Source organism: Ruegeria sp. BC8, from assembly GCF_056535705.1.
Genome location: NZ_JBQFIV010000001.1, coordinates 2,635,455 through 2,648,428 on the forward strand (window position 1 = coordinate 2,635,455; position 12,974 = coordinate 2,648,428).

The 12,974-nt window shown below is 62.2% G+C and carries 15 protein-coding genes and 1 riboswitch; of the genes, 10 read left to right on the forward strand and 5 right to left on the reverse strand.

Annotated features, from left to right (window positions below):
- Positions 1–63 precede the first annotated feature (63 nt).
- Together ACR3EK_RS13285 and ACR3EK_RS13290 are read left to right on the forward strand one after the other, a co-directional pair.
- A complete protein-coding gene (locus ACR3EK_RS13285) occupies positions 64–636 on the forward strand; it encodes a TetR/AcrR family transcriptional regulator (protein WP_480633596.1) in 573 nt (190 codons plus the stop codon).
- 30 nt (positions 637–666) lie between these two features.
- Positions 667–882: riboswitch (cobalamin riboswitch) on the forward strand.
- 85 nt (positions 883–967) lie between these two features.
- Positions 968–1,375, forward strand: coding sequence for a hypothetical protein (locus ACR3EK_RS13290; protein WP_480633597.1), 408 nt, complete (start codon positions 968–970; stop codon positions 1,373–1,375).
- A 3-nt stretch (positions 1,376–1,378) separates the two neighbouring features.
- On the opposite strand, the gene ACR3EK_RS13295 is transcribed toward ACR3EK_RS13290, so the two are convergent.
- The gene (locus ACR3EK_RS13295; protein WP_480633598.1) at positions 1,379–1,882 is read right to left on the reverse strand and encodes a protein-tyrosine phosphatase family protein; all 504 of its coding nucleotides are present in this window, start codon (positions 1,880–1,882) and stop codon (positions 1,379–1,381) included.
- A gap of 155 nt (positions 1,883–2,037) precedes the next feature.
- On the opposite strand from ACR3EK_RS13295, the gene ACR3EK_RS13300 reads away from it, so the two are divergent.
- From ACR3EK_RS13300 to recR, 3 genes are all read left to right on the forward strand, one after another.
- Positions 2,038–3,792 carry a DNA polymerase III subunit gamma/tau gene (locus ACR3EK_RS13300; RefSeq protein WP_480633599.1) on the forward strand — a complete coding sequence of 585 codons (1,755 nt, stop codon included), beginning with the start codon at positions 2,038–2,040 and terminating at the stop codon, positions 3,790–3,792.
- Positions 3,793–3,878: 86 nt separating this feature from the next.
- Entirely contained in the window at positions 3,879–4,223 is a 345-nt protein-coding gene (locus ACR3EK_RS13305) for a YbaB/EbfC family nucleoid-associated protein (RefSeq protein WP_005980576.1), read from the forward strand.
- 46 nt (positions 4,224–4,269) lie between these two features.
- Positions 4,270–4,863: a recombination mediator RecR gene (gene recR, locus ACR3EK_RS13310; protein ID WP_480633600.1), complete on the forward strand. Its 594-nt coding sequence runs from the start codon at positions 4,270–4,272 to the stop codon at positions 4,861–4,863.
- A 71-nt stretch (positions 4,864–4,934) separates the two neighbouring features.
- Here recR and ACR3EK_RS13315 read toward each other — a convergent pair whose 3' ends face one another.
- The gene (locus tag ACR3EK_RS13315; protein WP_093964418.1) at positions 4,935–5,432 is read right to left on the reverse strand and encodes a lactoylglutathione lyase family protein; all 498 of its coding nucleotides are present in this window, start codon (positions 5,430–5,432) and stop codon (positions 4,935–4,937) included.
- Positions 5,433–5,628: 196 nt separating this feature from the next.
- Here ACR3EK_RS13315 and ACR3EK_RS13320 point away from each other — a divergent pair, with 196 nt between their 5' ends.
- Positions 5,629–6,117 carry a hypothetical protein gene (locus ACR3EK_RS13320; protein WP_170341383.1) on the forward strand — a complete coding sequence of 163 codons (489 nt, stop codon included), beginning with the start codon at positions 5,629–5,631 and terminating at the stop codon, positions 6,115–6,117.
- On the opposite strand, the gene ACR3EK_RS13325 is transcribed toward ACR3EK_RS13320, so the two are convergent.
- On the reverse strand, positions 6,114–6,755 hold the full coding sequence (locus ACR3EK_RS13325) for a ribonuclease T2 family protein (RefSeq protein ID WP_170341381.1): 642 nt from the start codon (positions 6,753–6,755) through the stop codon (positions 6,114–6,116). The genes ACR3EK_RS13320 and ACR3EK_RS13325 overlap by 4 nt on opposite strands.
- Before the next feature lie 130 nt (positions 6,756–6,885).
- Here ACR3EK_RS13325 and ACR3EK_RS13330 point away from each other — a divergent pair, with 130 nt between their 5' ends.
- Both ACR3EK_RS13330 and ACR3EK_RS13335 read left to right on the forward strand, forming a co-directional pair.
- Positions 6,886–7,647, forward strand: coding sequence for a DUF1013 domain-containing protein (locus ACR3EK_RS13330; RefSeq protein WP_170341379.1), 762 nt, complete (start codon positions 6,886–6,888; stop codon positions 7,645–7,647).
- Between the two features lie 50 nt (positions 7,648–7,697).
- A complete protein-coding gene (locus ACR3EK_RS13335) occupies positions 7,698–8,087 on the forward strand; it encodes a hypothetical protein (RefSeq protein ID WP_170341377.1) in 390 nt (129 codons plus the stop codon).
- 41 nt (positions 8,088–8,128) lie between these two features.
- On the opposite strand, the gene ACR3EK_RS13340 is transcribed toward ACR3EK_RS13335, so the two are convergent.
- Positions 8,129–9,157 carry a permease gene (locus tag ACR3EK_RS13340; protein WP_170434031.1) on the reverse strand — a complete coding sequence of 343 codons (1,029 nt, stop codon included), beginning with the start codon at positions 9,155–9,157 and terminating at the stop codon, positions 8,129–8,131.
- Positions 9,150–9,458: an ArsR/SmtB family transcription factor gene (locus tag ACR3EK_RS13345; RefSeq protein ID WP_480633601.1), complete on the reverse strand. Its 309-nt coding sequence runs from the start codon at positions 9,456–9,458 to the stop codon at positions 9,150–9,152. Before ACR3EK_RS13345 ends, ACR3EK_RS13340 begins: the two co-directional genes overlap by 8 nt.
- Positions 9,459–9,592: 134 nt before the next feature.
- Here ACR3EK_RS13345 and pdxR point away from each other — a divergent pair, with 134 nt between their 5' ends.
- Positions 9,593–11,053 (forward strand): MocR-like pyridoxine biosynthesis transcription factor PdxR, encoded by a 1,461-nt coding sequence (gene pdxR / locus ACR3EK_RS13350; RefSeq protein ID WP_480633602.1) that lies wholly within the window; start codon positions 9,593–9,595, stop codon positions 11,051–11,053.
- Between the two features lie 125 nt (positions 11,054–11,178).
- Entirely contained in the window at positions 11,179–12,954 is a 1,776-nt protein-coding gene (gene xsc, locus ACR3EK_RS13355; protein WP_093964302.1) for a sulfoacetaldehyde acetyltransferase, read from the forward strand.
- Positions 12,955–12,974 lie beyond the last annotated feature (20 nt).

The following is a 12,974-nucleotide window of genomic DNA, read 5'->3' on the forward strand; positions in this document are numbered from 1 at the left end:
ACCGATCGGTCTAATGCTTTGTGTCTGGACCAATTGGTCTAGGCCTGTCAATATTTGGCCTGCATGACCCAACGTCCACCAAACACCAAAGATCGCCTGATCGTGACTGCCGCCAAACTGTTCCAGCGCTCGGGCTATAACGGTGTCGGTCTGGCGGAATTGCTGGCCGAAGCGCAGGCCCCCAAGGGTTCACTGTATCACCATTTTCCAAAGGGCAAGCCGGATCTGGCCCTGGCGGCGGCCAGTTGGGCCTCGGACGGGATGTTGAACATGATCGCTGCGGCATTCGACGACGCCGCGGGTTTTCGCGACGGGGTCACCACCCTGTGCCACAAAATCGCGAAGCTATTCGACACCTCGGCCCAGTGGGAGACCTGCCCCATCGCCGCCACCCTGTTCGAAAGCCCCGACAACCGCGCGTTTCGGGAACATGCCGACCGTCTGTATGAAAGCTGGATCATCGAAGTTCGAAACCACGCCGCGCGGTTCGGAGTTTCCGACCCTGAAAATGCTGCGGACACCCTGTTCATCGTAATGCAGGGCGGCTGGCAATTGGCGCGTGCCCGCAGGGATTCGAATGTGCTGCGCAGACTGCCTGATCTGTTCCCTTGGGACACACTCCGGCAACCGGGCTGAAACCGTCTTGACTCGATCCCGGATACACCGCTAGCGATGAGGGGATGGTTCCCGTACCGTTTCGGTCCGGGATGAAAAGGGAACACGGTGCGGTCCAACCCGGAACTCCGGAGCGGACCAAGGCCGCGACTGCCCCCGCAACTGTAGGCGGAGAGCGATGCCGAAATACCACTGACCGCAAGGTTGGGAAGGTCGGCAAAGCAAAGACCCGCAAGTCAGGAGACCTGCCATCAAACGTGAAACCGAAACTCGGACGGGGTGTCCGGGCAGGGTCTGGCTTTGAAACCGGCGTCTGTCCAAATCCACCCCGCCAGCGCGCGGAGGGCGCAACATGATTTGGAAGACCGATACCCATGAATTCGTGGCAACCATCTGCCAGCGCACCGGAAAGACCTGCCCGGCATTGGCGCGCATGGCACGGGCCATCGCGCAGGCAATGGCGACGGCGCAGGCCGCTACATCCCCCGACTTCCAAGTGGAAGGCAGCAGCGAACTGGCCCATTGCGAACATGGCTGCACGGCGCGGTTCGATGCACGTCCCGAACGGATCCGCGTGTATTGCGGAGCGGCCGCCGACACCCCACCCGACTGCCTTGATACCTTTGCCGACATGCTGTTTGACGACCAGCGCGACGCCCTGCCCGCACAGGTCATTGGTGATCGACCCTGTGCGATGCTGCAGGCCACGGCGATCATGCCGGTGGTCAGGGCCGAGCGCGAATTCCGCGCAACCGCCTGAAGGTCAGGTCGCCAGTGCCTCGCGCGCCGGGGCGACGGCCCAGTCCATCTGAGCATCAGTCTCGACCGCGCAGGGGCGTACGGCCCGCAGGCGTTTCAGGGCCTGTTCCGGCTGCTCGCCGCTTTCTATCATCAAGCGCAGGACAACCATGCCCGACCGTCCGCAACCGCCCCGGCAGTGAACCAGTACCCGCCCGCCGCCCGACAGCGCATGGCGGGCGGCGGCACTGACTTCGGGCCAGCGGCCGGATATCTCGGTCGACGGCACCGAGAAGTCGGCGACCGGTAGATGTGCCCACCGGCAGGCGCGCCGATGGATGTCACAACCCAATTCGCCCGCACCCACAGAAACCAGTTCGGCAAGGGTTGTCATCGAAATCACCAACCCCGGCGCCCAAGCTGAAATCAGGTCCAGGTCTCCCTCATAGTCGCCGCCACCGCCGGGAACCGAGGTCAGGGCCAGCGTTCCGCCGCCCACCTGCAATGCATGAACCACAAGATTTGTCATCAGACGTTCCCCCCGAAACTGGCTGATTGAACTTGATCCGCGCAGTATGCCTCACACCGCGCGCTCGCCAAAGCGAAAAACCTGCACCGGTGCTGTGGACGCGGGGCACCTGGAACTCTACCCTGCATCGTCAGTACGAATCCGTCAGAGCAGACATGACCACACAGTCCAGCCCCGCCTATCAGGTTCTCGCCCGAAAATACCGCCCGGAAACCTTTGCCGACCTGGTCGGTCAGGATGCCATGGTGCGCACGCTGAAAAACGCGTTCGAGGCGGACCGGATCGCGCAGGCCTTCATCATGACCGGCATCCGCGGCACCGGCAAGACGACCACGGCCCGGATCATCGCCAAGGGCATGAACTGCATCGGACCCGACGGCAATGGCGGCCCAACGACCGAACCCTGCGGCCAGTGCGAGCATTGCGTGGCCATCATGGAAGGTCGCCATGTGGACGTGCTGGAAATGGACGCCGCCAGCCGCACCGGCGTGAACGACATCCGAGAGATCATCGACAGCGTGCGCTATCGCGCCGCCAGCGCGCGGTACAAGATCTACATCATCGACGAAGTCCACATGCTGTCGACCAGCGCCTTCAACGCGCTGTTGAAAACGCTGGAGGAACCGCCCGAGCATGTGAAATTCATCTTCGCCACGACCGAGATCCGCAAGGTTCCGGTCACCGTGCTGTCGCGCTGCCAACGGTTCGACCTGCGCCGGATCGAGCCCGAAGTGATGATCGGCCTGCTGCGCAAGATCGCCACCGCCGAGGGCGCGGAAATCTCGGATGACGCGCTGGCACTGATCACCCGCGCCGCCGAAGGCTCGGCCCGGGATGCGACCTCGCTGCTGGATCAGGCAATCAGCCATGGTGCCGGCGAAACCACCGCCGACCAGGTTCGCGCGATGCTGGGACTGGCCGACCGGGGCCGCGTGCTGGACCTGATGGACATGATCCTGCGCGGCGATGCGGCCGGGGCCCTGACCGAACTGGGCGCGCAATATGCCGAGGGCGCCGACCCGCTGGCGGTGCTGCGCGATCTGGCCGAAATCACGCATTGGGTCTCGGTGGTGAAGATCACCCCCGACGCAGCCGAAGATCCCACCGTCTCGCCCGATGAACGCACCCGCGGCCAGCAGATGGCCGAGGCGCTGCCGATGCGGGCGCTGACCCGGATGTGGCAGATGCTGCTGAAGGCACTAGAGGAAGTCTCGGCCGCCCCCAACGCCATGATGGCCGCGGAAATGGCGGTGATCCGCCTGACCCATGTGGCCGATCTGCCCAGCCCTGAAGAGTTGATCAAACGCCTTCAGGACAGCCCTCCGCCGCCCGTCGGCGGGCCGGGGGGCGGCGTTCCGGTTGCCGGCAACACCGCCCCGCCCGTGACCGCGACGGCCTCGGCCTATGCGCCCACCCCGCGCGGTGTGGGCGGCGCGCCCACGGCGGCGTTGGCCCAAGACGTGCAGACCGCGCTGGCGCGTTATCCAACGTTTGAGCATGTGGTCGAGCTGATCCGCTCCAACCGTGACGTGAAGCTTCTGGTCGAGGTCGAGAACGGCGTCCGCCTTGTCTCGTACCAGCCGGGCCGGATCGAGTTCACGCCCACCGAAAAGGCGCCCACCGACCTGGCCGCGCGGCTCGGGTCCGCGCTGCAGCGCTGGACCGGCAATCGCTGGGCGGTCTCGATCGTCTCGGACGGGGACGCGCCCACCATCGCCGAACTGCGCGACGCGGCCGAGCTGGCGCTGAAGGCCAAGGCCGAAGAACACCCTTTGGTTCAGGCGGTTCTGACACAGTTCCCCATGGCCCGCATCACCCGGATCGAAACGCCTCAGGACCGTGCGGCCAAAGTCGAAACCGAAGCCCTGCCCGAGGTCGAAGACGAATGGGATCCGTTCGAGGAAGACTGATCATCCGCGCAGAAGGCGCGCTGCCCTTGTGAAGGACGCAGACGGCCCGTATTTAGGCCGCAAATCGAATGACAGGAGACATACAGATGCTCAAAGGACTCGGCGGTCTGGGCGACATGGCCAAGATGATGAAATCCGCGCAGGAACTGCAGACCAAGATGGCGCAGATGCAGGAAGAGCTGAACACTATCATGGTCGTCGGCGAATCCGGTGCGGGCCTGGTCAAGGCCACGGCCTCGGCCAAGGGCGAGCTGAAAGGGCTGGACATCGACCCGTCGATCTTCAACAGCGACGACAAGGAAGTGGTCGAAGACCTGATCCTGGCCGCCATCAAGGACGCGCAGACCAAAGCGGCCGAGCGGTCGCAGGAAGAAATGGCCAAGCTGACCGAAAGCATGGGCCTGCCGGCGGACATCAAGCTGCCGTTCTGATCTTTGCCCCTCGCCCCCCCGCCGCCAAAGCCACGCAGGACAGGCCATGAGTTCGAACAGTGACATCGACGCCCTGATCGATCTGATGGCCAAGCTGCCGGGGCTGGGACCGCGCTCGGCCCGGCGGGCGGTGCTGCACCTGATCCGCAAACGCGCCCTGCTGCTGACGCCGTTGTCGGACGCCATGCAGCAGGTCGCCGCCACCGCACGCGAATGCCTGAACTGCGGCAACGTGGGCACCACCGACATCTGCGACATCTGCAATTCCGAACACCGCGCCACCGGTGAGCTGTGCGTGGTCGAAGACGTGGCCGACCTGTGGGCGATGGAACGCGCGGGCGTGTTCAAAGGCCGCTACCATGTGCTGGGCGGAACGCTCTCGGCGCTGGACGGCGTCGGCCCGGAAGACCTGCGCATCCCCCGCCTGCGCGACCGCGTCACCGCCGAAAACATCACGGAAGTAATCCTGGCCCTGAACGCGACCGTCGACGGGCAGACCACGGCCCATTACATCGCAGATCAGTTGGAAGGACAGGTCCGCCTGACCTCGCTGGCGCAGGGCGTGCCGATCGGGGGCGAGTTGGACTATCTGGATGACGGGACCATCACCGCAGCGCTGCGGGCGCGGAAAGAACTGTAGCCGCCGCGTGCTGCCTGCAAGCAGCACGCTCTCGCCCCTCCCCGATTGCAAGGTACCACTTTACCCATCGGTCAGGTGTAGGCACCCGACGAGTAGGTCAATTCATAGGAATGGCTGTAGATCTCGAAGACTATCCCGAACGGATCCTCGACATAGACCATGCGGTAGGGTTTCTCGCCGGGGTAGTAGTATCGGATAGGCATGCGTTGTTTCCCGCCGGCCGCCACGATTTTTTCCACCAAGCCTTCGACATCAGGATCCTGGACGCAGAAATGGAACGTCCCGTTCCTGCGAAAGTCGATGTTGTTTTCCGGCGCGTAGTTTCCATCAAACTCAAAAAGCTCGATCCCGATACGATCGGCGGTCGCCAGATGCGCGATACGCAGTTTTTTCCAATTCGGGCCAAACACGTCCGTGCACATCACGCCGATGTCCGTGTCATCCTCGACCACGTCGGTTGGCGGCATGATCACGTAAAATCCCAAAACCTCGGAATAGAATTTCACGGCTTCGTCCACGTTCGGGACGGACAACCCGATGTGAGAGAATGTTCTTGGATGTTGAGGCATGGCTTGCTCCTTGGTCTATTGGGCAAGACGTATTTTGCAACGTCCTTGTTTCAAGCGCCCGCCCCACAAGGCAAAGCCGTGTTGTTCCATGCACATAGATCATCATGCACTGCTGCCGAGGCCTAGAATGATCTTTCCGTCGACCCCCCACCGTGTACTATGCCCTAGCCTGACCCATTTGATATCGGAACCCGCCATGAAACGCCTTCTCGCCCTGACCTTCGCCGCCTTCACCGCCACTTCCGCGTGGTCACAGCAACTGGTCGACAAGGGGTTCGTCGAAGGCTGGAACATCATGATGGACCCCAATCTGGGCAACGGCTGTCTGATCCAGACAGTGTATCAGGACCTGTCCGTGGTGCGCCTGGGCTATGATGCTCTGGACAATCGGGGCTATTTCACCGTTTTCCACAAGGGGTGGGGCAACATCGAGCCCGGCAAATCCTATCCGATCCGGTTCGAGCTGGACGGCAAGAGCTTTGACGCCACAGCCATCGGGTTCAAGCAGGATCGGGTGCCCGGTGCGACCGTGTTCTTCACCGACCGGAACTTTGTTGCGGCCATCGCCCAGAACAAGACGATGACGATCTACAACCCCGCAGGCGAGCGGGTTTTGGCGATCGATCTGAAGGGCACCGCCAAGGCATTGGACTATGCGCGGGACTGCCAGAACAAGAAGCTCTAGCGAATCGGATCGAACAACGCATCCGAAGCGGTGCAGTCCCGGATCACGTCCCGTCCACAGGGCACCGGGTCCAGATCACGTGACAGACAGACGCGCACTTCTTCGATGTAACCCTGCTTGCAAGTGACGGTGATCATGTCTGGCTCGAGCCCCGGATTGGCGTCGAGGAAGGCATCCTCGACCACGCGCGCCGGCAGTTTCACGGCTTTGTCCAACTTGCGAAACACCGGCGGTCGGGTGATGCGGTCATAGGCTTGCCGGGACAACGCGTAGTAGTCCGCTGCGGACAGGCCCGAACAGGTGCCGTGTTTCTTCCACTGGTGCCAGGCCAGACCCGAACTGCCTTGAATATCTTCCATCTGTCGGGTCATCGCACGGGACGGCGGCGCCTTGGCTGTCGGGCAATAGGAGGGCCAGCCTTGGTGATATTGCGGCCACAACCCGTGCAGGATCCAGCCGTGATCGTGGCGCGCATCGCATTGGTCGGATCCGCGCGCGTCGCCTTCGCGGGCGCACCAGTTGGGCGACCAGCTCAGCGACAGGACGTAATAGTCGAACACGCCCGACTTCTCGCCATCGGCCAGCGCGGCCGTCGCGCCCAAAGTCCACACCAGCAGCCCCAATAACGCCCAGCGCATTCGCCTCTTCCCTTCTTGCATCTGCACGACTATATACGGGCCAAGTTCCCCGACAACGGAAACCTGCCCCAAGACCACGGGGCCGCCGAATTCCGGCGACGGGACAGATGTATTCAAAGGAGACGGGCTGATGGCAAAACCCCTGATGGCCAAGGCAACCGCCGTTTGGCTGGTGGACAATACCACGATCAGCTTCAAGCAGATCGCGGATTTCGTGGGCATGCACGAGTTGGAAGTGCAAGGCATCGCTGATGGCGATGTGGCGGCAGGCGTTAAGGGGTTCGACCCGATCGCCAACAACCAACTGACTCAGGAAGAGATCGACAAGGCCGAGAACGATCCGCTGCACAAGCTGAAGCTCAAGTTCAACCCGGCCGCCGCCGGCGAGGAAAAGCGCCGCGGTCCGCGCTACACGCCGCTGTCCAAGCGTCAGGACCGACCGAACTCGATCCTGTGGCTGGTCAAGTTCCACCCGGAGCTGACCGATGGCCAGATCGCCAAACTGGTTGGAACCACCAAGCCCACGATCCAGTCGATCCGCGAGCGCACCCACTGGAACATCGCCAATATGCAGCCGATCGACCCGGTCGCGCTGGGCCTGTGCAAACAATCCGAACTAGATGCCGCCGTCCAGAAAGCCGCCGCCAAGAAGGCCGCCGAAGGTGGCGTCATGAGCGATGACGAGCGCCGCAAGTTGGTCTCTACCGAACAGTCGCTGGAAATGGATGCCGCTCCCAAGATCCCCACGGCGATCGAGGGGCTGGAAACCTTCTCGCTGTCCGATGACGGCGACGAGGAAAAAGAAGACGAAGCAGTGGTGGATGCCGACAGCTTCTTCAACCTGCCCAAGGGCGGCGCCGAAGAAGACGACGAGGACGACCTGCGCAACTGACACTGTGCTGGCCCCGGTCCGATGGACCGGGGCCTTTTTGGAACTGGACCATGCTGAACATTCTATCGTCTATCTTCGGGCCGCACCGGGCGGTTTCGATTTACGCTTTCGCAAAAACCAAGGGACTGGCCATTCTGGGCGGCGTGGCCGTTATCGCCGTAGCTGCCGGTCTGCTGCTGTTCAGCGGCGATGGGAAACACGAACACGAAGCGTATATGACCGTTCCTGTACTGTCGGCCACACCGATCAATGGTGATCTCAAGAACGGGGTCATCGCGTCGGTTCGATTGCCGGACGGATCGGCAACTTCAATCACCGCGACCGAGGCGCCGATCGCGCGCAGTGTCGGAACCACGGCCTGTGTGGAAAAACGGGTTTTCGTGGACAGCGGCGAACCGCGCTATCGGTTCAAATTGCCAAGCAACTGCGGCGCAAGCTGATATACAGAACCGCCCGAAGAATACTCCGGGCGGTTTTCTTCTTACAAAAGCTGGAACAGAATCCCTGCTGCAATGGCTCCGCTAATCCCAAGCCCGATATAGGCTGCGAACACACGGGGTTTGACCAGAGACCAGACAGCCGCCATGGCCGGAATGGAACTGACGGCCCCGGCGATCATGAAGGACATCGCCGCGCCCGCGCTCATCCCCTGCTCCATCAGGCCGGCCAGAAGAGGCGGCGCGACATACGAATTCAGGTAGGCCGGCATCCCGACAAAGGCGGCGATCACGATCGGCAAGGCACCGTCGCCACCAACCAGCCGCGCGATCAGATCAGCCGGAACATAGCTGACAAGCAGCGCCTCGAGCACATAGGCCAGAGCGAGCCACTTCAGCAGGAACAGGCCGTTCTGCACGAATTCCCGACGGAACCGGACGCGGCGTTCGGGCTCTTGCCAAAAGCGCCAAAGCAGCTTGTCTTTCTTCGGACCGCAGCCACAGCATCCGGCCGGTTCATAGTGGCGCAAAGGTTGGGCAAAGGCACCCTGACGCATGAGAAAACGCACCGCGAACCCGCCGAACAATCCCAGTGCAACGGCTGCAACGGCTTTGCCGATCGCAAACGGCCAGCCCAAAGCGCCCGCCGTGATCAAAAGCGTGGGCGGGTCAATCAACGGCGAGCTCAGCCAGAAGGCCATGACCGCCGACAAGGGCGCACCCAATGCAAGCAGGCCTGCGATGAACGGGATCACCTCGCAGGAGCAGAACGGAGCCAACCCGCCGAACAACGCGGCCAGCAGGATCATCCGGGTTTCGCGGCCCTCGAAGGCCCGGGCAACCATAGTCTCGGCCCCGCTGGCCTTGAGGTAGGACAGCAACAGCACTGCAAACAGGATGTACTGACCGGTGTGCACCAGAGCCTTGGCTGCAAAAGTCGTGACGTTCACCCAATTGCCCGGGTCCAGAATGGCCACAAGCACAAGGATCGCCACGATCAGGGCCCAGGGTGTCTTCAGCAGACCGGACAGGGTTTGACCAACGGCCTTCGGGGATTGGGTCAATTCAGCCATCGTTTGCGACCTTTCTGGATTCATCCGCGCAGCATTCGCTGAGGATGAACTGCGCCAGTGATCTCAATTCATCGAAACATGCTCGGTTGATTGTGGTCCGCCCGGATTTCTCCTGCTCGACCACGCCGCCTGTCGCCAGGAATCGCAGGTGATGAGCCAGGGTGGACGGTGCCATCCCAGTCCGACTTTGGATCTCTCCGACCGTCAGACCAGCCTGTCCGGCCCGCACAAGGGTCTTGAGCACCTGCAATCGCGCCTCGGACCCCATCGCCGAAAACCCTGCAGCAGCTTTTTCCCACATTTGGTTATCTCCATTAAACTAGATTTCTAGTTTTTTAGTGATGAGCAAAGCCCGAGTCAACCGTATGGATAAATTTCCGTTGATCCCGAATAAGTCCAGATTGCCCTGTATTTAAGTCCAACATATAACGAGGCATGGGAATTTCGGTCGATACCTTCTTTCTGAAACCGGGCGGTCAGGGCACTCTGCAGGCGCAGATCCAGCAGATGATTGCCGAGGGCATCCTGTCAGGCCGCTTTCATGTTGGTGAGAAACTGCCGTCGTCGCGCAAACTGGCCGCGCACCTGGGTGTCAGCCGCATCACGGTGACGCTGGCCTATACCGAGTTGCTGGCAAATGACTATCTGACGGCCAAAGGCCGGTCCGGGTACTACGTGTCACAGAACGCGCCGGTGCCACCGAAATACACACCGGTTCAGCGCAGCGAAGAAACCGTCAACTGGGACGCCGCACTGGCCCGCCGCTTTTCCGAGGGTGATTTTCTGGCCAAGCCACCGGATTGGCGGGAATACAGCTATCCGTTCATCTACGGCCAGGCCGACCGCACCCTGTTTGATCATGCTAACTGGCGCCTCTGCGCCGTTCGAGCCCTTGGCCACAAGGATTTCGACTCGCTGACCGGCGACTATGTGGATCAGGACGATCCGTTGCTGATCGAGTTCATTGCCCGCCACACCTTGCCCCGCCGCGGTATCGCCGCTCGGCCCGAGGAAATCCTGATCACGCTGGGCGCTCAGAACGCCCTTTGGCTGACCTCGCGCATTCTTCTGGGCCATGGGCGCAAGGCTGCGATAGAGGATCCCAGCTACTACGCTCTGCACGAGCTTATGCGCTGCTCGGATGCCTCGATGACACCATTGCGGGTGGACAAGGATGGGTTACCGCCCGAGTCCATCCCGGACGGCACCGACGTGATCTACACCACGCCCAGCCACCAATGCCCGACAACCGCGACAATGCCCGTCGCCCGGCGTCACGACCTGTTGAAACGCGCCCGCGAACTGGACGCGATGATCGTCGAAGATGACTATGAGTTCGAGATGGCCTTCTTGGGTGCCCCGTCCCCGGCGCTCAAGTCCTTGGACAAGGACGGGCGTGTGGTCTACGTGGGCAGCTTTTCCAAGTCTTTGTTCCCGGGATTGCGGTTGGGGTACATGGTCGGATCCGAACCGTTCATCCGCGAGGCCCGCGCGCTGCGGTCGCTCGTTTTCCGACACCCACCCGGCCATATCCAGCGAACGGCGGCCTATTTCCTGTCGCTCGGGCACTATGACGCCCAGATACGGCGTATGTCCAAGGCTCTGATGCAGCGGCGCAAGACGATCGAGGACGCGATCGAGGCGAACGGGTTGACCGTGGCCGGACGCGGCGTCTTTGGTGGATCGTCGATGTGGATGAAGGCACCGGACCACGTCGACACCGCGGAATTGGCGAAAACGCTTCAAAATCAGAGTGTTCATATCGAGCCCGGCGCTGCGTTCTTCTCGGGGCCGGATCGGCCAAGGAACTACTACCGCCTGGGGTACTCCTCGATTTCGGCTGACCGGATACCCGCGGGAATCGAGCGGGTTGCGGCCGCGATCCGGGACTGCTGAGGCCACACTGGACCTACTCCGGCGCCGTGTCTGGCCCTAACCCAGATGCCCCCGTTGCGCCAAAACCAATGGCAAGCCAAGGCGTATCGCCTGACCGTTTCCACCATTGCTTGGAGAGCGTCCAAATGAAAATGACGACAGAAGAGGCCTTTGTTAAGGTTCTGCAGATGCACGGCATCGAACACGCGTTCGGGATCATCGGCTCGGCCATGATGCCGATTTCGGACCTGTTCCCCAAGGCCGGGATCATGTTCTGGGACTGCGCTCACGAAGGCAGCGCCGGCATGATGGCCGACGGCTACACCCGCGCCACCGGCAAGATGTCGATGATGATTGCGCAGAACGGCCCCGGCATCACCAACTTCGTCACTGCCGTCAAAACCGCCTACTGGAACCACACACCGCTGCTGCTGGTCACACCTCAGGCGGCGAACAAGACCATCGGACAGGGCGGCTTTCAGGAAGTCGAACAGATGAAGCTGTTCGAAGACATGGTCGCGTATCAGGAAGAGGTCCGCGATCCATCCCGCGTTACCGAGGTTCTGAACCGCGTGATCATGAAGGCCAAGCGCGCCAGCGCCCCGGCCCAGATCAACATCCCGCGTGACATGTGGACTCAGGTCATTGACGTCGAACTGCCCGCGGTCGTCGATTTCGAGCGTCCCGCAGGTGGTGAAACCGCTGTCGCAAAGGCCGCCGAACTTCTGTCGAACGCCAAGAACCCCGTGATCCTGAATGGAGCGGGCGTGGTGCTGGCCAAAGGCGGCATCGAGGCCTCGAAGGCCCTGGCCGAGCGTCTGGATGCGCCGGTTTGCGTCGGCTACCAGCACAACGACGCCTTCCCCGGCAGCCATCCGCTGTTTGCCGGTCCGCTGGGCTACAACGGGTCCAAGGCAGCGATGGAGTTGATCAAGGAAGCCGACGTGGTCCTGTGCCTCGGCACGCGCCTGAACCCGTTCTCGACCCTGCCGGGCTATGGCATGGAATACTGGCCGGCCGACGCCAAGATCATCCAGGTCGACATCAACCCCGACCGGATCGGCCTGACCAAGAAGGTCTCGGTCGGTATCGTCGGCGACGCGGCCAAGGTGGCAAATGGCATCCTGGCGCAGCTGAGCGACACGGCCGGAGACGAAGGCCGCGCCGAGCGCAAGGCCAAGATTGCCGAGAAGAAGTCGCGTTGGGCCCAGCAGCTCAGCAGCATGGACCACGAGGACGACGATCCCGGTACCAGCTGGAACGAGCGCGCGCGCGCGGCCAAACCCGACTGGATGAGCCCCCGCATGGCATGGCGCGCCATTCAGGCCGCGCTGCCGAAAGAAGCCATCATCAGCTCGGACATCGGCAACAACTGCGCCATCGGCAACGCCTACCCGTCCTTTGAGGAAGGTCGCAAGTATCTGGCCCCCGGCCTGTTCGGACCGTGCGGATATGGCCTGCCCGCCATCGTCGGCGCCAAGATCGGCTGCCCGGACGTGCCCGTAGTTGGCTTTGCCGGTGACGGCGCCTTCGGCATCGCGGTGAACGAGCTGACCGCCATCGGCCGCGAGGAATGGCCTGCCGTGACGCAGATCGTGTTCCGCAACTACCAGTGGGGCGCGGAAAAGCGCAACTCGACCCTGTGGTTCGACGACAACTTCGTGGGCACCGAACTGGACACCAAAGTGTCCTATGCCGGCATCGCCCAAGCCTGCGGCCTGAAGGGTGTCGTCGCCCGCACCATGGACGAGCTGACCGCCGCCCTGAATCAGGCCATCGAAGACCAGAAGAATGGCATCACCACCCTGATCGAAGCCCTGATCAACCAGGAACTGGGTGAACCGTTCCGCCGCGACGCGATGAAAAAGCCTGTGGCCGTGGCCGGCATTTCCGCCGACGACATGGTGCCGCAGCAGGTCTGAGCGGGAACGGAGCTGGAGCG